We start from the raw sequence: 19,955 nt of genomic DNA, 5'->3' as shown, positions 1-19,955 counted from the left end.
AGTACTCCAAGGCTATAAATCATGAGGAACCATCTGAATCGAGAATTCTATCGACATCCTGCGCAGCAGCCCCGGCTGTCCGCGCGCGGCTGTCCCGTAATTCCTGCAAGTCCCGCGTCTTCGCCAAGGCCAGTTCGGCGAGCGCTTCGCGCAGCAGGGGTAAACCATCGCCGGAGACAGCACTAAGGCGAACGCGCCAGATTCTACCATACTCATCACGCTCGACCGCCGGCGGCAGCCCGGTCAGATCGAGCTTGTTCTGCACAGTCAGTTGCGGCACATCAGCAGCGCCGATCTCGGCCAGAACTTTGTTGACGTCGGCGATCTGGTCGTCGCGCGCCGGACTCGCCGAATCGACGACGTGCAACAGCAGGTCCGCTTCGGCCGTCGCCTCGAGCGTGGCATGGAAAGCGGCTACCAGCGAATGCGGCAGATCGCGGATGAATCCAACGGTATCGGAAAGCACGATATGACCGGCCTCGGCCAGCCACAGTTTACGCGTCGTCGTATCCAGGGTGGCGAACAACTGGTCGGCAGCAAAGACGCCGGCATGCGTCAGTGCATTGAACAGTGTCGACTTGCCGGCATTGGTGTAACCCACCAGCGATACGTTCAGCAACTCGCCCCGGCCACGCGCCTTGCGTTGCACGCCTCGCTGGCGTTCTAGCCTGGCCAGGCGCTCCCTGAGCAGCTTGACGCGGATACCGAGTAGACGACGGTCGGTTTCGAGCTGCGTTTCTCCTGGGCCACGCAGACCGATTCCCCCTTTCTGTCGTTCCAGGTGGGTCCAGCCACGCACCAGTCGTGTTGCCAGGTGTTCGAGCTGTGCCAGTTCGACCTGCAGTTTGCCCTCAGAACTTTGCGCCCGCTGCGCGAAGATGTCGAGAATCAGACTGGTCCGGTCAATGACGCGACACTGCAGCGTACGCTCCAGGTTGCGTTCCTGACCTGCGCTGAGTTCGTGATTGAAGATGACCAGATCGGCCGCATGTGCGGCGACCTCGGCAGCCACTTCTTCGACCTTGCCCTTGCCGGCATAGGTCGCCGCATCTGGGCTGTGGCGACGTCCTTGCACGACCGCACAGACCACCGCACCGGCCGACCGGGTCAGCAACCGGACTTCGGCAAGCTGCTCGGCAAGGTCTTCACGACCGAAGTCGAGCTGGACGATGACCGCTCGTTCTTCGGCGATCGCGCGCTCAACCATGTCGAAGATCTAGGAGAGCCTGCCGCAAGCCGCAGCCGTCAGTGGATGGCAGAAGAAGGGTCTTGACGCGGCTGTCCGCCGCATCGGCGAGCCGGTACGAAACATTGCAGAGTGCATCATGCCTCGTTGTCGATATCCTGATGGATGGTGACCGGGCGTGACGGAACGACCGTCGAGATCGCATGCTTGTAGACCATCTGGGTTACCGAGTTCTTGAGCAGGACGACATACTGGTCGAACGAATCGACCTGACCCTGCAGCTTGATGCCGTTAACCAGGTAGATCGAAACCGGCACCCGTTCACGCCGCAGGGTGTTGAGAAACGGGTCTTGTAAGAGTTGCCCTTTGTTGGTCATCCTTCAAACTCCATCTTTAATTATGTTCTGGAAGGCCGAGGATAATTGATTTCGCTGTCGTTTGCCATATCCAGGCCGAAGATGCTGCGCCGATTGGCGGCAAGAAGGATAATGGTCACCGTCTTAGGGAGGAGAAATCGATGGATTCCGGATTGCTGGCCAGTGTCGACTGGGGTACCTTTGCGTTGGTCGCGATCATTGCCGCGGCTCTGGTGTGGGGCATGGTCTTCTTTTTGCGGCAGAATCGAAAGGATTTCGACGATCTGCAGGAGGACCTGGATCTGCAGAGCAAGGAAGACGGCGATGAGGATGAGAAAATGCCCGGCAGCCGAGCGAGTCATCGCCGTGGTACGGGTAGCTGATGCGCCCGCGAGACATCAGTCGCGTCCACCTCCTGGAGCTGGTTCGCCCACCGTGTGGCCTGCGTGCAGTTCCTGAGAGTTGCAGCGTCCATTGGCATTACCGCGTTAGAATGGCGCCTCACGGTCACCACTGGTTTCGACCAACGAGGAATTACCATGCCTTTTACACCCGATCTGGTCGATGAACTCAACACCTTGGTATTCTTCGATCTCGGCAGCACCCAGCAGGGAATCAAGATTCACAAGACCGCCAACCCGGCGATCATCGCGGCAACCCGGCGGCTGCACGCCAAGGGGCTACTGACGCTGGTTGACGGGGGTTATCTGACCAGCCTCGGTCGTGATGCCGTCGAACACGCACAGGCAGTACTGACCATTCTCAGCTCGAATCCGTCGACGATCACGGAACCGTAGGGGTAGCCTGCCAGTCCGGGATATGGATAAATTGGAGAAATCATGAACGCAATGCCCCACCGGCACCTGTTGCTGGTGCTGCTCGCCGCTGGCATGCTGGCCAACGCCAGCGCCGACGACCAGAATCCTGTCCGGCCGCGCGTCGGTCTAGTTCTCGGCGGCGGTGGCGCGCGGGGCGCGGCGCATATCGGTGTCCTCGAAGTGCTCGAAAAAATGCGCGTGCCGGTGGACTGCGTCGCCGGCACCAGCATGGGCGGACTGGTGGCCGGTGCCTATGCTGCCGGGCTCAAACCGGCGATGATGCGAACGGAACTGGCAAAAGCCGACTGGGATGACCTGTTCCAGGATGACCCGCCCTACTCGCAAAGGAGTTTTCGCAAGAAGGCCCTCGATAAGCGCTTCCTGCCGGCTTCGGAGACCGGCGTCGGTGCGGACGGCCTGAAATATCAGACCGGGGTGGTGACCGGGCAGAAGATCAAACTGTTTTTCAACCAATTGGTGGGTGATTATTATGGGGAGCGGGAAATCGCGACGTTGCCGTTGCCGCTCTCGATCATCGCCACCGACATTGTTCGTGGTGAGCAGGTGGTATTTCGTGAGGGTAGCCTGACCACCGCGATGCGCGCCAGTATGTCGGTTCCCGGCCTGATGTCGCCGGTCGAAGCCAGGGGCTACAAACTGGTCGACGGGGGACTGGTGAACAACGTACCGATCGACGAGGTGCGTTCGCGCTGCCAGGCAGACATCGTGATCGCCGTCAACGTCGGATCGCCGCTGCTGAAAGCAAACGACATCAGCGGATTGCTAAGTGTTGCAACGCAGATGGTGAATATCCTGACGGAGCAGAACGTCACCCGATCGCTGGCCACACTCAAGCCGACTGACATCTACATCAAGCCGGACCTGGAAGGAGTCAGCGCGGGGGACTTCAAGAGCACCTCGGAAACCGCGGATCGTGGGGTGACGGCGGCCGAGGCGATTGCCGAGCGCCTGCGCCCGCTGGCCGTCAGCGAAGCTGCCTATGCCGCCTGGGCCGGGAAGATCCAGATGGCCCGGCGCGAAATTCCGAGGATTCATGAGATCCAGATTGCCGGACTCAAACGGGTTAATCCGGCGATGGTTGAACAGCATATCGAGGTCAGGCCGGGTGACACGGTCGACCCGGCAAGAATCGATGCCGATTTGTTGCGGACCTATGGCGATGGCTTTTATGAGCATGTCGATTACGCAATGCTCACCGAACGCCAGCGCAACATTCTGCGCGTCACGCCGCTCGAAAAGAGTTGGGGACCCGACTACCTGCGCTACGGCATCAACCTCGACACCAACTTCAAGGCCGACTCGACCTACAACCTGCGCATCGCCTACCACAAAACTTGGCTCAACTCGCTGGGTGGGGAACTCCTGACCTATGGCGAAATTGGTTCGAACAATGGCGTCGTATTCGACTACTACCAACCGGTCGACGAGCGTCAGCGCTATTTCGTCGAAACCAACCTGCGCTATGGCAGTAAATTGTCCAGCATTTATCAGGATAATCACAAGCTTGCCGGGTACCAGGTTCTCGAAGGCAGCGCGAAATTCGGCGGTGGCATCAATCTTGGCACTCTGGGCCAGGTCCGCGCTGGTTGGGACGAAAAATGGTGGAATCCCAGGCTCGATACCGGTGTGCCGCTGCTGCCGGATGTTTCGAAGCGGTATGGCGGCTGGTTTAGCCGGATCGACTTCGAACAGACCGATCGTCTCTATTTCCCAACCAGTGGTTGGCGTTCAGCGGTCGAGTATTTCGACTCACCGGCAAACCACTTCAGCAAACTCGATGCCGGTGCCAGCGTCTTTCATAGCCTCGGCGACTGGGTGCTGAGCAGTCGGCTGTCGTATCAGGGATCCCCCGTAGGACAGTTGCCCATTTACGATTCCGGCAGCCTCGGCGGCATGTTGAACATGACCGCCTTCGCTGTCGGCCAGTTGAAGGGTGACAACATCCGCTATGGCAATCTGCGTGCCGAGAGGATCATCGGCCACCTACCGCTCGGGCTGCGCGGCGACATGCGCCTGGGGTTTGCCTTCGAAGGAGCAAAGGTCGGTACGCCCTATACGGAAACCAATCTCAAGGGCTGGATCAACTCGACTGCCATCTACCTCGGGGGTGAAACGCCACTCGGCCCGGTCTATCTGGGCTACGGCTACTCGACTTCAGGATCGAAGGGCGGCTACTCCAATTTCTACCTGTTCCTCGGGACACCCTGACTGCCCATCACCTACCTCGTACGCGGACGCGGTGCTTGCGAAACTGCCAAGCGGTATGGGGTATCGAGATCCCAGGTCGGCAGGGGCTCAAGTCGCCGATGTCGATCGCGGCCGATGCAGCAGACGCGTCGCCAGGGCTTTCAGTCCGGTCGGATGCGTTGCGCGTAGTGCCCTCCTGTACGCTTGCGTAGATTGCTTGAGTCTCCTGTTCACCTCGGGATCCAGCGTGATATTCACACTCTTGAGGGTTGTGGCAACAGCCTCCATCTTCACCGCGTCGGCGCGCAACCCCAATTCACGATAGATGACCGCCAGATGCATGGCAGCCGGCAGGGCTGCCTGGGCAGTCACCTCCGGTCCGCCGAGCGCCTTGAGGAAGTAGCTGATTGCGCGTGGAATCTCTCCGATGGCGGCGGCGGCCTGCCCGCGCATCGACCAGGCGCCGCATTCGAAAGTCGCCATCAACCCTTTCGTGATTGCCTGCTCCAGCAGGGTATCGGCATCCGAAAAGCGCTCACCCTGGAGGGCGCGCAGGGCAGCTTCGAAATCGGCTTTTCCGGGTCCGGCGCTTGTTCCAACACGGACGAAGCTGGTGCGACAATGCTCTGAGGATACGCGCTCAGGTTCGACCAGTTCGTATCCAGGAGATCTGGATGCGTCCCCTTCGGCAGTCGCGACATCGGGGTCGTCCGGAGATTTCGCATGCCTTGCCGGGAGCAAGGCCCGATGCGTTCGCCACCGCCAGATCGCCAGCGTACCCAGACCCAGGATGAGCAGACAGAGCCCGGCGATCAGGGTGGCACGCGAAGAGAGCAACCCGTCCCAGTAAGGCCTGGTCGGGGGGTCGGCGGTAGCCTTCGCCGCTTGCCGGGGCCTCTCCATCGGCGTCAGCGGTATGGTAAAGGAGTGCCCGGCGAATTCAAGCGATACGCTGCCACCCATCCTGCCTGAGCCTGCAAAGGCCATGCACAGATCGACGTGCGAACCCTCGATCGCAAGCGTCAGCGGAGCGTTGGCGCTGTCTCTTGACAAGCCGAGGCTGCCGTCATGGCCAACGATCCTTCTCGACAAGTCGTGCGCGCGCGTTTCCGGAGGCAAATAACGGCACGTCAAGATGCTTAAACCGACAACGAACGGGCTTTGCGGCTTGGCGATTGCCGCCGATCTGGTGTTCCTGACCCGGATCTCGGAAAGCGCCATCGGGTCCAGCAGCGCACCCGGCGGCACGGTCAGCCGACCCTGAATCTCAAGGAAGTTTTCGCCCTGTGGCGGGGACTCGCGGACGTACTCATTGCCGTCGAGTACCCAGATCGCCGGAACCATTTGCGCCTTGAGCGTGGTCAAGGTCCACGAGCTGGTCGAAGGCTGACCAGCGGCAAGCTGAGGCCACACGACAGTCGACAGGATAAGAAAGGCCGATGCCAGTGCACGCATCGAGAATCACTCAATTCGAATAGTCGATCATGGAGTAGAGCTTTACACATTTGGGGTTCTGGATCAAGCTAGCGCCGGGTGCGTATGCAAGTGAAGTGAGCTGGAGAGGAGCGGATTCCCGCCGCAACCCAGGCCATGTCGAAAGCTGGTTGAAAGTGGATCTGTTACCTGGGACAGGATTGCTTTGTAGGCAGGGTAGTACCCATAATAATGATAATGTCGCTTGCGCCTTTCAGCTTCGTTACGGCACATACGCAGTTAAGGGGCGATCCACTCGGCGTCATGGTTATTTGCTCCCCGATCTGAACGGCTTTTCGCCATGCCTGAACACCGTTTGTTATCCTTCCTTCGTGTTGCAGCGATCGTGGCCATGGCCGCCTTTTCGCTGGTCTGCGCATTCGCCGCCGGGCCGGCCGAAACGGGCTGGTGGGAGTCGCCGGGCCAGCGGTTCGAGGCCCGGCCGCAAACTCTGGTCGCCCAGGCAAGCGCTCAGCCTCAACCCGCTGGCGTTGCCCGCAACCCGGCTCTTCAGGGCGGACAGGCTGGCCGGCGGATGGCGCTGGTCATCGGCAACGACGCCTACGAAAAAGTCGCCAGACTGGAAAAGGCCGGCAACGACGCACTGGCCATGGCGCGAGAACTCAGGGCAGCCGGATTCGAAGTGTTGGAGCACCGCAACCTCAACTACCGGGGCATGGTCAAGGCGGTGGAAACCTTCATCAACAGAATCACCGGTGGCGATCAGGTGGTCGTGTTCTTTGCCGGACATGGGGTGCAGATCAGGTCGGGCAGTTACCTGTTGCCGGTGGATATCGAAGCCAGCAGCGAAGGTGAAGTCGAGAAGACCGCGTATGGGCTCACCGACCTCACCGAAAGGCTCAGCGAAGCGAAAGCCTCGTTTGCCCTGGTAATCGTTGACGCTTGCCGCGACAACCCTCTTAAATCGAAAGGGCGCAGCGTCGGCAGCACGCGCGGATTGAGCGCCATCGAGCCTCCCAAGGGGCAAATGGTGGTGTATTCCGCCAGCAAAGGCCAGCAGGCACTGGACCGCCTGAGCGATCATGATCAGGACCCCAACGGTGTCTTCACTCGCGAGTTCATCGCCCGCATGAAACGGCCGGGCGTGCGCATTGAAGATCTGGTGCGGGAAGTGCAGGATGCCGTCGAAGTACTGGCAAGCAAGATCAGCCATGAGCAAAGACCCGCGCTATACAACGAATCGCGAGGCAGCTTCTTCTTTTACGGGCCGACGGTGGTGGTGCAGGTGCAGCCGACGACCGACCCGGAGGGCGAGGCGTGGAGGGCGGCGCAGGAAGCGGCGAGCATTGCCGGGTATCAGGCGTATCTCGACAGCTACCCCAATGGTCGCTACGCGGCCGCGGCGAAGGTGAAACTTGCCGTCCTCAAGAAACCCGACCATGTCGATCGCCCTGTCGTGGCGCCACCACCGCCAGTCGCCGTGGAAGACCCGGAAACCCAGTTCTGGAACGAGGTGAAGGCCAGTGGCGCGCGCGAATACCTCGACGCCTATCTCAAAAAATACCCGAGGGGCAAGTATGTCGCTCTGGCGAGGATCGAACTGAAGAAGCTCGACGACCGTGACAAGGCACAACAGGCCAGGGAGGATGCCGAGAAACAGCAGGCCGACGAGCGCGAACGGCAGGAAGCGCTACGTACTGAACAGGCCGTGTGGGAAGAGGCCAAGGCCGGTGCCAGTACTGGCGCCTATGCTGCTTACCTGGCGCGCTACCCGAAGGGGCGCTATGCGGTGCTGGCGCAGGCGGCTCAGCAAAAATTGCAACGTGAAGCGGGCGAACGGGAGAAGCAGGACAGCGCGCAGCGCCGGCAGGTGGAAGATCGACAAAAGCGCACCGTCGAGCGAGACCCGCGCGGAGCCGACAAAACGGCCGGCGAACTGCAACCCGACAAGGTCAAGGTCTTCAGGGATTGTCCGGACTGCCCCGAGATGGTGGAGATTCCGGCGGGCAGTTTCGAGATGGGCTCGCCGGCCTCGGAGGCCGGCCGTTTCGACTCTGAAGGTCCGCAGCACCGCGTCAGCGTCAACCGCTTTGCGGCCGGCAAGTTCGAAGTCACGCGCGGTCAGTTTGCGGCCTTTGTCAATGCCTCCGGCTACAACGCCGGCAGCGAGTGCTACACGTTTGAAGGGGGCAGGAGCGAAAAGAGGAGCGGTCGCAACTGGCAGAACCCCGGCTATGCGCAGGCCGAAAACCATCCGGTGGTCTGTGTGAGCTGGGACGACGCCAAGGCTTACATTGCGTGGCTGAGTCAGAAGACGAACAAGAGCTACCGCTTGCTGAGCGAGGCCGAATGGGAGTACGCGGCGCGGGCAGGCAGCAGCACGGCCCGATACTGGGGCGCGAGCCCGGACGCGGCGTGCGCCCACGCCAACGTGATGGATGCCACCGGCAAGAGCCAGGTGCCTGGGATCAGTTGGGAAGTCCACAACTGTAACGACGGCAGTGCCTATACGGCGGCGGTCGGCAGTTACAAGCCGAACGCTTTCGGGCTGTACGACATGATTGGCAATGTCTGGGAATGGACCGAGGATTGCTGGAACAAGAACTATACGGGTGCACCGAGTGACGGGGCGGCCTGGACGACCGGAGAATGCTCTGTCGGGCGCGTGTTGCGCGGCGCTTCCTGGTACTTCATTCCGCGCTACGCCCGCGTGGCCACGCGCGACTGGTTCGTCCCGTCGAGCCGGAACATCAACTACGGTTTTCGTCTCGCCAGGACGCTGCCATAGCATCCGCAGTGGAAAAGCCTGCCTTGGCGCGTTATCGGGTTTCCCCGCCGGTCGCCCGCTGCAGCGTCAGAACGAAACTCACGCCCCCTTCGAGGTTGCAGGCGGCGATGGTGCCGCCCATCTTGGCCATGTAGGTCTTGGCAACGAACAGTCCCTGGCCACGGTTGCCTTTGGCGCCGGCCTCCGGCTGATCGGACACCCCGTACTCGAAGATTTTGTCGATCAGATCGTCGGCGATCGGCAAGCCTTCGTTGTGGATGATGACCGTGGCCGTGTTTTCACGGGTCTCCAGGGTGAGCGTGATCGGGGTACCGGGGTATCGGTAGCGGTCGGCGTTTTTCAGGATATGCGAAAAGACGTCTTCGAGTGGGTATTCGTCGGCACGCACCAGAACCGGTTTGTCGGTCGGCGTGTAGCTCAGATTGGTGATGCCTGCGTTGTCGGCGACGTTGCGGAGGAAATCGGCAATATCGATGGTTTGTACCTGCAGGGCGGATGATTGAAAGGCCTCGCTGGGGCTGGCGCTGCCGTACAGGATGCGTATCGCCTGCTGCATACGGTTGATGTAGCGATGACTGGGGTCGTCCGGGTGCCCATGCAGCGCCAGCAGGGATTGCAGCGGCGACATGATTTCGTGGCCGACGGCATGCCACAGATCCTTTTCCTGCTCGGCGCGGATTCTCTCCCGTTCGGTATCTTCCTTGACCCGGCGCAGGAGGTCGTTGAGGCAGTTGGCGAGGATACCCAGTTCGTCACTGCCCCGCAGATCGGCCAGATCGAATGGCGCCAGGCCACCGGTAGCCTGGACGCTTCTGGATAGCTCGCTGGAACGTCGGGTCAGACGGGTAATGCGGCGGACGATGCCCCATTCGATGACCAGCCACGCAAGCCCGATGGCCAGCAGCATCGCGCCGACGAACCAGGAAACGCGGGTGGCGACGGCACTCAGGGTCTTGTTGACGCTGCGGGCATCGCCCTTGAGCAGAATCCGGTAATTTCCGAGCGGAGTCGCCACTTCGTCGACGAGTTCGACGGGGGTGTCATAGCTTTCTACCGGCAGCGTGCGAATCAGCCGGGTGAGCAGGGGTGAGGTTTGTTCGAGCACCTCGTCCCGGCCTTTCAGTTGCACCAAATCCACCTCGTTGCCACTGCCCGCCTTGCGGATGCTCAGCGTTTCTCCCGGCAGCAGCAGGCCGGTCAGTTCGTTGAGCGAAAAGGGCGGGACCGCCCCCTCTTCATGGCTGTCGAAGAGCGGCTTCTCGTCACCGGGCGGTAACACTTCGATGCGAACCTGGAACTGGTCGAGGTCGGGTGGTGGCCACAGGGGCCGTTTGCCCTCGAAAAGCGCATCGCGCAGCGCGTCAACCGGCAGGCGCAACGAGAAGAAAGACTTCTTCGTGCAGTGCGCCTCGTTCTCGCTGGCGACATCGAGGCATTTCCCACTCTGCCATACCCAGCCGCGGAATTCCTTTAACGGCTTGGCCGTGCTGTAATCCCGGCCGGCAAGTTCCAGGTAGCCGGTAAAACGGCCGCGTACGCCCTCGTCCTGCGGACGGGCGTTGCCGGTCAGGATTTCAAAGGGTGCCAGCCAGCGGTAGGTCTGGCCGCGCAGGCTCATGACCACTCGCAAACGGTGGGCGCCATCGAGGTATTCGTCGCCGATCCGGTGCGGGACGAGTGCGCCGCTGGCGAAGGTGCCGGCAGCATAGATGAAGCCGCCAGCCCACGGGTTGTTGCCGATGGCAATGCACAGGCTGCCGTAATTCCTGTACTGAACCAGGCAACCGGCCATTTCCACGGCATGCCGGACCTTGTTCTGGTCGTCGAAATCAATGCTTGCGAAGGGCAGCACGACCGGCCGCGGCGCGATCGCCGGAAGCAGGCTGCGGGGCGGGTTGAGGAGCGCCAGTTGCCCGGCAGGGTGGCGCAACCGGGCGACGATCTGTTCCTTGGTCTTGGCGAAGCCCTCCTGATAGTTGTCGTAGCTGCGCTGCTTCTCCTCCTGCAGGACGGTGACGGTCATGGCGACGACCGCCAGAGCGAGGAGCAGGAAGGCGCTACGGAAAAGGATGCGCAGCCGGAAGGATGCTAGCCAGCCCAGCGCTGTGGTCATTCTGATTTGAACGCGTTTCCGGAAGTCTGCCCGGACCAGCGGAAGCCGCGCATGGGGATGTTCTCGATGCAGTCGAAATCCTCGTCCAGTTCGCGAAAGGCCTCGCGAATGGTGCTGATGTGCTTGCGGACATTGTCCCGGTTGCGGCCACTCTTGACGACCTGAAAGAGTTCGTCATAAGAGACGACCTGGCCACGTTTCTGGTACAGGGTGGCAAGGATGCGCTGTGCGGTCAGCGGCAGGTTCACCCGCTTGCCCCGCCACAGGGGGGTACTCTGCCGAAGAGGGTCCAGGGAAAGTTCGTCGCCGGCGGACACGGAGGCCTTGCCGTGGCTCCGATCCCGCGCGGCGCGGAGGATTTCCAGGAAAGTATCGATGAAGTCCGCCTCGGAAAAGGTGGTCTTCTGCAGATAATCCCAGGCGTCGAGCGCTTTCATGATGCTGCGGTAGATCGTGGCGGGCATTGCCGAGACCACCAGTACCGGTGTGCCACGTCCCCCCTTGTTGATGGCGTTGATGATCGCCACGCCGGCATGGCGCTCGCGTCCCAGTTCGATATCCAGCACCACCAGGTCGTAGGGCTCGCGGGCAATGGCCGCCTCCGCGTCGTCGCGGGTGAACCATTGCGCTACGGTGATTCCCGGCCGGGCGGAGAGGATCCACTCCTTGAGTTGATTGCTGGTCGGCAGGTCGTCTTCGATGACGGCGACTTTGAACATGGCGCGCTCCATGACGGTTTGGCGCAAGTATCCCTGATTTTCCGGGTGCGGACATCGCCATCCGGTGTGTCATCGCCTGCGCGTGCGGATATTGTCCTCGTAACGGCTGTCCGGCGGTAGCCGGGCGACACCCCTCCAGGCTGGCGGAGTACGCATCGGAGACTTATTGCACGATACAAGATTAAATTTTACAATGCGGGATGTTCTGATTGCTGCACCGCGGTACCGCGAGGTCCGTCAAGGGTTTAAGCTGCTTAACGCCGTTCATCTCGGCCGCTAGCAAAGAAAACCACCCAATTCACGATTCTGAAGATCAGGAGACAAGTCATGGCAGATCTGCCCGAAAACGCGCCGTCGGCCAGCATGAACGATGCGGACCCGCAAGAGACCCAGGAATGGCAGGACGCCCTGAGCGGCGTCATCGACAAGGAGGGCGCCGAGCGTGCCCACTTCCTGATCGAATGCCTGATTGCACAGGCGCGCCAGGAGGGGATCGACCTTCCCTACAGCGCCACCACCGAATACGTCAACACCATTCCGGTCGACCAGCAGCCGAAGTATCCCGGCAATGCCGATCTGGAAATCCGCATTCATAACTACATCCGCTGGAACGCCATGGCGATGGTCGTTCGCGCCAACCGGGACAGCAATGTCGGCGGTCATATCGCTTCCTTCGCTTCGGCGGCCGCGCTCTACGATGTCGGTTTCTCGTGGTTCTGGCGCGCCCCTTCGGAACGGCACGGCGGCGATCTGATCTTCTTCCAGGGCCACTCGGTTCCCGGCGTCTATGCGCGCGCGCACCTGCTCGGCCGACTGACCGACGAACAGATGGACTGTTTCCGCCAGGAAGTCGACGGCAAGGGTGTCTCGTCCTACCCGCATCCGTGGCTGATGCCCGATTTCTGGCAGTTTCCGACGGTTTCGATGGGCCTCGGCCCGATCCAGGCGATCTATCAGGCGCGCTTCATGAAATACCTGGACAGCCGCGGTTTCATCCAGGCCGGCGACCGCAAGGTCTGGGCCTTCCTCGGCGACGGCGAGACCGATGAAGTCGAATCGCTGGGCGCCATCGGCATGGCCGCGCGCGAGCGGCTCGACAACCTGATTTTCGTGATCAACTGCAACCTGCAGCGTCTCGACGGTCCGGTGCGTGGCAACGGCAAGATCATCCAGGAACTCGAGGGGACTTTCCGCGGCGCCGGCTGGAACGTCATCAAGCTGATCTGGGGAACCCAGTGGGACGCGCTGTTCCTCCGCGACAAGAAGGGCATTCTCAAGCAGCGGATGATGGAGGCGGTGGACGGCGAGTACCAGACTTTCAAGGCCAAGGACGGTGCCTATGTCCGCGAGCACTTCTTCAACACCCCGGAACTCAAGGAACTCGTCGCCGACTGGACCGACGATCAGGTCTGGGGGTTGAACCGGGGTGGCCACGACATCTTCAAGATCTTCAGCGCCTACAAGAGCGCCGTCGAGCACAAGGGGCAGCCGACGCTGATCCTGGCCAAGACGATCAAGGGCTATGGCATGGGCCAGGCCGGCGAGGGGATGAATATCTCGCATCAGCAGAAGAAACTCGATTACGACGCGATCAGGCGTTTCCGCGACCGTTTCAATCTGCCGGTGCCGGACGACCAGATCAAGGCACTGCCGTACCTGAAGTTTGCCGAAGGTTCGCCCGAACTGACCTACATGCGGCAGCGGCGAATGGACCTCGGCGGTTATCTGCCAAAGCGCCGGCGCCAGGCGGAACCGCTGGAAGTCCCCGAATTATCGGCTTTCGAGACGCTGCTCAAGGCCTCCGGCGAGGGTCGCGAAGTGTCCACGACGATGGCCATCGTCCGTTTTCTCAACATCCTGCTCAAGGACAAGAAAGTGGGCCGGCACGTCGTCCCGATCGTCCCCGACGAGTCCCGGACTTTCGGCATGGAAGGCCTCTTCCGCCAGATCGGCATCTGGAACCAGGAAGGGCAGAAATACGTTCCCGAAGACCATGACCAGTTGATGTTCTACAAGGAGTCGAAAGACGGGCAGGTGTTGCAGGAAGGGATCAACGAGGCCGGCGCGATGAGCGACTGGATCGCTGCCGCGACGTCGTACTCGGTACATGGCGTGCAGATGATTCCCTTCTACATCTGCTACTCGATGTTCGGTTTCCAGCGCACCCTGGATCTGTGCTGGGCGGCTGGAGACCAGCGTGCCCGCGGTTTCCTGATCGGCGGCACCGCCGGTCGCACGACGCTGAACGGCGAAGGCCTGCAGCACGAAGACGGCCATTCGCTGATCCTCTCGGGCCTGATTCCGAACTGTCTCAGCTACGACCCGACCTTCTCGTTCGAGGTCGCGGTGATCATGCGCGAAGGCATGCGCCGCATGTACCAGGAGCAGGAGGACATCTTCTACTACCTGACGGTGATGAACGAGAACTACGAACATCCCGAAATGCCCGCGGGTGCCGAGGCCGACATTCTCAAAGGCATGTACCTGCTGCGCCGCGGTCAGTCGTCGGACAGCAATCCGGCGGCGCCACGCGTGCAACTGCTGGGATCGGGAACGATCTTCCGCGAAGTCATTGCCGCCGCCGAGCTGCTCAAGAACGACTGGGGAGTCGATGCCGACCTCTGGGCTTGCCCGAGCTTCACCGAACTGGCGCGCAACGGCAACGCCGTGCAACGCGCGAACCTGCTCAACCCGCTGGCCAGGCCACAGGTGTCGCATGTCGAGGCCTGCCTGGGCGATACCCGCGGCCCGATCATTGCCGCGACCGATTACGTGCGCCTGTTCGCCGAGCAGATTCGGCCCTTCCTCAACCGTCGCTACGTGACGCTCGGCACCGACGGTTTCGGCCGCTCGGACACGCGCGCGAAGTTGCGGCACTTTTTCGAGGTCGACCGTCGCTGGGTCACCCTTGCCGCGCTCAAAGCCCTTGCCGACGATGGCACGATCGAGCGCGGCAAGGTTGCCGAAGCGATTGCCCGGTACGGCATCGACGTGAACAAACCCAACCCGATGACGGTTTAAGGGAGGCCCCTGATGAGCCAATTGATCGAAGTGAAAGTCCCGGACATCGGTGATTACACCGACGTGCCGGTCATCGACATCTGTGTTCTGCCCGGCGACCTGGTCAAGCTGGATGATGCGCTGGTAACCCTGGAATCCGACAAGGCGACCATGGATGTGCCATCGACGGTGGCCGGCGTGGTCAGGGAAGTGCGCGTTCAGCTCGGCGAGAAGCTGTCCGAAGGCGCCGTGGTCGCCATCATCGAAGCGTCTGCCGCGGGCGACGCCGTGCCGGCTGCCGCCGACACGGCTCCCCCGGCGGCCGCCACCGTGGCCAGCGCAGCACCAGCGGCGAGTGGCGGCCTCCCCGTCGAGGTCGCAGTACCGGGTAGCGGCACTGACCGTGGCGTGCCGACCCCGGCGCCGGCGTCGCCGGCAGCGCCGCCGGTCGCCGGCCTCGCGCTCGGCGCCCGCGCCCACGCCAGCCCGTCGGTACGCCTGCTGGCGCGCGAACTCGGCGTCGATCTCGCCAGGGTCCCGGCCAGCGGAGCGAAAGGCCGCATCCTCAAGGAAGACGTCACGGCCTACGTCAAGGGGGTCATGACGGCCGCCCCGGCGCCTGCCGCCGCGCCTTCGCTCGGCGCTGGCCTCGACCTGCTGCCCTGGCCGAAGGTCGACTTCGCCAAGTTTGGAGCAATCGAAGTCAGGCCGCTGGCACGAATCAAGAAAATCTCCGCGCAGAACCTGGCGCGCAACTGGGTGATGATCCCGGCGGTGACCTACCACGAGGACGCCGACATCACCGATCTCGAAGCCTTTCGCGTGGCGATGAACCAGGAGAACGTGAAATCGGGCCTGAAGATCACCATGCTCGCCTTCCTGATCAAGGCCTGCACCGTCGCGCTGAAAAAATTCCCCGAATTCAACAGCTCGCTCGACGGCGACAATCTGGTGCTCAAGCAGTATTGCCATATTGCCTTCGCCGCCGACACGCCGAATGGCCTGGTCGTTCCCGTGATCAAGAACGCCGATCAGAAATCGGTCGCGCAGCTCGCTGTCGAAAGCGGCGAACTCGCCAAAAAGGCGCGCGACGGCAAGCTGACACCCGGCGAAATGTCCGGTGCCTGCTTCACCATTTCCAGCCTCGGCGGCATCGGCGGCACCTATTTCTCGCCGATCATCAACGCCCCGGAAGTCGCCATCCTCGGCGTCAACCGGTCGGTGATGAAACCGGTCTGGAATGGCCGCGAGTTTGCGCCGCGGCTGATCCTGCCGATGTCGCTGACCGCCGACCACCGCGTCATCGACGGCGCTCTGGCCACCCGCTTCAACGTCTTTGTCGCGCAACTCCTTGCCGACATGCGGCGCGTGCTGCTCTGATCCGGAGAAAAATCATGAGCCAGATCATTGAAGTGAAAGTGCCCGACATCGGCGACTACCACGACGTGCCGGTGATCGACATCTGCGTCAACACCGGAGATACCGTCCAGGTCGACGATGCGCTGATCACCCTCGAATCCGACAAGGCGACGATGGACGTGCCGAGCAGCGTTGCCGGCGTCGTCAAGGAGGTGAAAGTCAGCCTGGGTGAGCGGATCTCGGAAGGGTCGGTGGTGGCCCTGATCGAGACCGCCGACGCGGCGCAGGAGGCCGCACCGGCAACCCGCGCCGCGGCGTCGCCAGCGGCCAGCGTCGCTCCTGCGCCGCAAGCCGCGCCGCCGATCACCGGCAGCGCCGACCTCGAGTGCGAAATGCTCGTCCTCGGCGCCGGCCCCGGTGGCTACTCGGCGGCTTTCCGCAGCGCCGACCTCGGCATGCAGACCGTCCTTGTCGAGCGCTATCCGACGCTCGGCGGCGTCTGCCTCAACGTCGGCTGCATCCCGTCCAAGGCGCTGCTGCACATCACCGGCGTCATGGACGAAGCGCAGCACATGGCCGACTGCGGCGTCAGTTTCGGCGCGCCGATCATCGACCTCGACCGGCTGCGCGCGCGCAAGGACCAGGTCGTCGGCAAGCTGACCGGCGGCCTCGCCGGCATGGCCAAGGGACGCAAGGTCGAAGTCGTGCAGGGAGTCGGCCAGTTCGTCGACGCGCACCACCTCGAAGTGGCATTGGCCGGCGGCGGCAGCCAGCTGATCCGGTTCCGGAAAGCGATCATCGCCGCCGGCTCGCAACCGATCGCGCTGCCGTTCATGCCCAAGGACGACCCGCGCGTCGTCGACTCGACCGGCGCCCTCGAACTGCGGCAGATTCCGCAGCGCATGCTGGTCGTCGGCGGCGGCATCATCGGTCTCGAAATGGCCAGCGTCTACTCGGCGCTCGGTTCGCGCATCACCGTCGTCGAACTCGGCGCGGTGCTGATGCCCGGCGCCGACCGCGATCTCGTCAAGGTCTGGGAGAAGAAAAACGCCCATCGCTTCGACCGCATCCTGCTCAACACCGGAGTGGTTGCCGCCACGGCCACTGCCGAAGGTATCGAGGTGACCTACAGCAACGGCGAGAAGGCCTGCTTCGACCTCGTGCTGGTCGCCGTCGGCCGCTCGCCGAACGGCAAGAAGCTCGCCGCCGAGAAAGCCGGTGTCGCCGTCAATGAGCGCGGCTTCATCCCCGTCGATCCGCAATTGCGAACCAACGTGCCGCACATCTACGCCGTCGGCGACATCGTCGGTCAGCCGATGCTGGCGCACAAGGGCGTGCATGAAGCACATGTCGCCGCCGAAGCCGCAAACGGCGGCAAACGCTGCTTCGACGCCCTGCAGATCCCGTCGGTGGCCTATACCGACCCGGAAATCGCTTGGGCCGGCAAGACCGAAGAGCAGTGCAAAGCCGAAGGGATCACCTACGGCAAGAGCGTCTTCCCCTGGGCGGCGTCGGGGCGTGCGCTGGCCAATGGCCGGGAAGAAGGATTTACCAAGCTGATTTTCGACGAGAAAACGCATCGCATCATCGGCGGCAGCATCGTCGGCACCGACGCCGGCGACCTGATCGGCGAAGTCTGTCTGGCAATCGAAATGGGTTGCGACGCCACCGACATCGGCCACACCATCCACCCGCACCCGACGCTGGGCGAGTCGGTCGGCATGGCGGCCGAGGTCTATGAGGGCGTCTGCACCGACCTGCCGGCGGTGAAGAAGCGGTAGGCGAAGCGATTTCCGGTGGTACGACGCCGCCGCACGCGCAGTTCGGCGGCGTCCTTCTTTCGATGAACCGGAAGGGATGTTTGCGCTTGACGTTGGATGCGGGTTTCGGAAATACTTTGGCGGCGAGGGAGGTCCATCCTGCCCTGTTGCCTTACTCCGCCGCGGGAAGGGAATCCTCCGAGATGAGCGAACTCAATGGAATCGTATCCCTTTCGTAATCTGCTGCCTGGGCAGGTTTGAGCCGGACCTGTTGATCTTGAGATGGATGCAGCGCTGCTTGACGGCAGGGAGGATGCTGGCTGCTGGATTGCAAAACTGGACCGCAGCGCTCGCTGCGTTTCCTGGTTTCTCGTGATGTGGAGGTCGCCGTGGGGACTGACTACGAAACGGACGTGGTGGCCTGGGCCAGCGAGCAGGCCCGGCTGATTCGTGCCGGGCGTTTCGATCTGCTGGACCGGGAACATATCGCCGAGGAGATTGAAGACGTGGGCAAGAGCGAACAGCGCGAGCTGGCCACCCGCATGGCGGTCCTGCTCTCCCATCTTCTCAAGTGGCAGCACCAGCCTGAGCGCCGGGGCGCCAGTTGGGAAGTGACGATCAGCAATCAGCGACAGAGAATGGCTCGCCACCTGAACAAGACCCCGAGTCTGCGTCACTGCCTCAATGACCCGGACTGGTGGGCCGACGCCTGGGGCGATGCCTGCGATCTGGCCAGTGCCGAGACGGGAATCGGGATAGACAAGCTTCCACGCCATTGCCCTTGGGCAATGGCTACGGAAGTCCTCGATGAAAGCTGGCTACCGAATCGGTAGCGGTAGGGCTAGGGGTGATCGGGGTAGCGGCGATCATGCTGAGTTGCAAGACGTGCCCCTACGCGCGACTGACCTCCGCGCGACTCCAGGCGGCGATCTACAACGCATCCAGGGGGCTTTGCACCCCCTTGCCACCGCGGTTGAGCACGTGCGTGTAGATCATGGTGGTGGACACATCGGCATGGCCCAACAGTTCCTGCACGGTGCGAATGTCGTACCCCGACGCCAACAGATGCGTGGCGAAGCTGTGCCGCAGCGCATGGCAGTTCACCGGCTTCGTCAGGTGGGCGCGGATGGCGGCCTGCTTCACGGCCTTCTGCAAGCTGTTCTCATGCAAATGGTGGCGCCGCGTCACCCCGCCGCGGGGGTCCGCCGATAGCCTGCCGCTCGGCAAGAGGTATTGCCACCCCCACTCCCTGGGCGCGCCCGGATACTTGTTGGCCAGCGCGAACGGCAGATAGACCTCCCCATGACCCGCTTGCACATCGGCTTCGTGCAGCGCCCTGACCCGTTCCAGGTGCGCCCGCAGGGGATCGATCAGCAGATCGGGCAAGGGCACCACCCGATCCTTCTGCGCCTTCCCGTCCCGCACCACGATCTGCCGATAGTCGAAATCCACATCTTTCACCCGCAGCCGCAGACACTCCATCAACCGCATCCCCGTGCCATACAGCAGCGATGCCATCAGATGATAAGTCCCCTCGAGATTCTCCAACAACCGGCCCACCTCGCCCGGCGTCAACACCACGGGCAAGTGCCGCGGACGCCTGGCCCGCTGAAACGTCCCCATGTCGCCCAAGGGCCGCTCCAGCACCTGCCCATACAGGAACACCAAAGCGTTCAGGGCCTGATTCTGCGTGCTGGCCGCCACATTCCCCTGCACCGCCAAGGTCTCCAGAAAGGCGGCGACCTCCGTCGCGCCGGCCTCCCCCGGATCACGGCCGCCGATAAAGGTCAGGAACCGTAGCGTCCAGGAGCGATACGCCTCCTCGGTACGAATCGAATAATTCCGCTGGCGGATGACCGCCACCAGACGCTCGATCACTGCGCAACCCGCACCAACCCCCGTTCCATCTCCCGGCGCGTGACTGGCGTCCGCGGCAGCCCCATCCCCAAGGGGCAGCGAACGGGCAAGGGTCGGATGATCGGTGGGCAGCGATCGAGCCGATTCCCGCCAATACCGCCAATCCACCTCGCGCAGCCAGGACACTCCGACCAGTTCGAAGAGTTTTTGTAAAGCATCGACCGCCTGCCGGAACTGCCAGTCCTGCATTCTGCCTAGTCTGCCGAGATCGGCCAGGTAGCCAGTCACGTCCGCCGGCCGATGCTCGCTCATGCGACGTCCCGGCAGCGACTCGATATATACTGAAATAGGTAACAA

Annotated in this window: 14 protein-coding genes; 8 read left to right on the top strand and 6 right to left on the bottom strand. The window is 62.3% G+C overall.

Annotated features, from left to right (window positions below):
* Positions 1-19: 19 nt before the first annotated feature.
* Together hflX and hfq are read right to left on the bottom strand one after the other, a co-directional pair.
* Entirely contained in the window at positions 20-1,207 is a 1,188-nt protein-coding gene (gene hflX / locus AW06_RS10790) for a GTPase HflX (protein ID WP_034949666.1), read from the bottom strand.
* Between the two features lie 116 nt (positions 1,208-1,323).
* Entirely contained in the window at positions 1,324-1,563 is a 240-nt protein-coding gene (gene hfq / locus AW06_RS10785) for an RNA chaperone Hfq (RefSeq protein WP_034949665.1), read from the bottom strand.
* A gap of 140 nt (positions 1,564-1,703) precedes the next feature.
* Between hfq and AW06_RS10780 the strand changes: the two genes are divergently transcribed.
* The 3 genes from AW06_RS10780 (at position 1,704) to AW06_RS10770 (ending at position 4,589) form a co-directional block, all read left to right on the top strand.
* Positions 1,704-1,925 carry a hypothetical protein gene (locus AW06_RS10780; RefSeq protein WP_034949663.1) on the top strand — a complete coding sequence of 74 codons (222 nt, stop codon included), beginning with the start codon at positions 1,704-1,706 and terminating at the stop codon, positions 1,923-1,925.
* Between the two features lie 156 nt (positions 1,926-2,081).
* Positions 2,082-2,339 carry a TIGR02647 family protein gene (locus tag AW06_RS10775; protein ID WP_034949661.1) on the top strand — a complete coding sequence of 86 codons (258 nt, stop codon included), beginning with the start codon at positions 2,082-2,084 and terminating at the stop codon, positions 2,337-2,339.
* A 42-nt stretch (positions 2,340-2,381) separates the two neighbouring features.
* Positions 2,382-4,589 carry a patatin-like phospholipase family protein gene (locus AW06_RS10770; protein WP_034949658.1) on the top strand — a complete coding sequence of 736 codons (2,208 nt, stop codon included), beginning with the start codon at positions 2,382-2,384 and terminating at the stop codon, positions 4,587-4,589.
* An 87-nt stretch (positions 4,590-4,676) separates the two neighbouring features.
* Here AW06_RS10770 and AW06_RS10765 read toward each other — a convergent pair whose 3' ends face one another.
* Positions 4,677-6,023 (bottom strand): hypothetical protein, encoded by a 1,347-nt coding sequence (locus AW06_RS10765; RefSeq protein ID WP_034949656.1) that lies wholly within the window; start codon positions 6,021-6,023, stop codon positions 4,677-4,679.
* Positions 6,024-6,342: 319 nt separating this feature from the next.
* On the opposite strand from AW06_RS10765, the gene AW06_RS20400 reads away from it, so the two are divergent.
* The gene (locus AW06_RS20400; protein ID WP_138677780.1) at positions 6,343-8,790 is read left to right on the top strand and encodes an SUMF1/EgtB/PvdO family nonheme iron enzyme; all 2,448 of its coding nucleotides are present in this window, start codon (positions 6,343-6,345) and stop codon (positions 8,788-8,790) included.
* 31 nt (positions 8,791-8,821) lie between these two features.
* On the opposite strand, the gene AW06_RS10755 is transcribed toward AW06_RS20400, so the two are convergent.
* Entirely contained in the window at positions 8,822-10,903 is a 2,082-nt protein-coding gene (locus AW06_RS10755; protein ID WP_034949653.1) for a HAMP domain-containing sensor histidine kinase, read from the bottom strand.
* Positions 10,900-11,622: a response regulator gene (locus tag AW06_RS10750; RefSeq protein WP_034949651.1), complete on the bottom strand. Its 723-nt coding sequence runs from the start codon at positions 11,620-11,622 to the stop codon at positions 10,900-10,902. The genes AW06_RS10755 and AW06_RS10750 overlap by 4 nt, the downstream gene beginning before the upstream one ends.
* A 327-nt stretch (positions 11,623-11,949) precedes the next feature.
* Between AW06_RS10750 and aceE the strand changes: the two genes are divergently transcribed.
* From aceE to AW06_RS10725, 4 genes are all read left to right on the top strand, one after another.
* Positions 11,950-14,643: a pyruvate dehydrogenase (acetyl-transferring), homodimeric type gene (gene aceE, locus AW06_RS10745; protein WP_034949650.1), complete on the top strand. Its 2,694-nt coding sequence runs from the start codon at positions 11,950-11,952 to the stop codon at positions 14,641-14,643.
* A gap of 12 nt (positions 14,644-14,655) precedes the next feature.
* The gene (aceF, locus tag AW06_RS10740) at positions 14,656-16,002 is read left to right on the top strand and encodes a dihydrolipoyllysine-residue acetyltransferase (RefSeq protein WP_034949648.1); all 1,347 of its coding nucleotides are present in this window, start codon (positions 14,656-14,658) and stop codon (positions 16,000-16,002) included.
* 14 nt (positions 16,003-16,016) lie between these two features.
* Positions 16,017-17,762 (top strand): dihydrolipoyl dehydrogenase, encoded by a 1,746-nt coding sequence (gene lpdA / locus AW06_RS10735; RefSeq protein WP_034949644.1) that lies wholly within the window; start codon positions 16,017-16,019, stop codon positions 17,760-17,762.
* Positions 17,763-18,130: 368 nt separating this feature from the next.
* Complete coding sequence (locus AW06_RS10725) at positions 18,131-18,574, top strand: DUF29 domain-containing protein (protein ID WP_034949687.1); 444 nt, start codon at positions 18,131-18,133, stop codon at positions 18,572-18,574.
* A 97-nt stretch (positions 18,575-18,671) separates the two neighbouring features.
* Here the strand turns inward: AW06_RS10725 and AW06_RS10720 are convergent, their stop codons facing one another.
* The gene (locus tag AW06_RS10720; protein ID WP_034949637.1) at positions 18,672-19,955 is read right to left on the bottom strand and encodes an integron integrase; all 1,284 of its coding nucleotides are present in this window, start codon (positions 19,953-19,955) and stop codon (positions 18,672-18,674) included.

It is taken from the genome of Candidatus Accumulibacter cognatus, assembly GCF_000584975.1.
Taxonomy (GTDB): domain Bacteria; phylum Pseudomonadota; class Gammaproteobacteria; order Burkholderiales; family Rhodocyclaceae; genus Accumulibacter; species Accumulibacter cognatus.
This window is presented reverse-complemented; position numbering and strand designations above follow the sequence as displayed.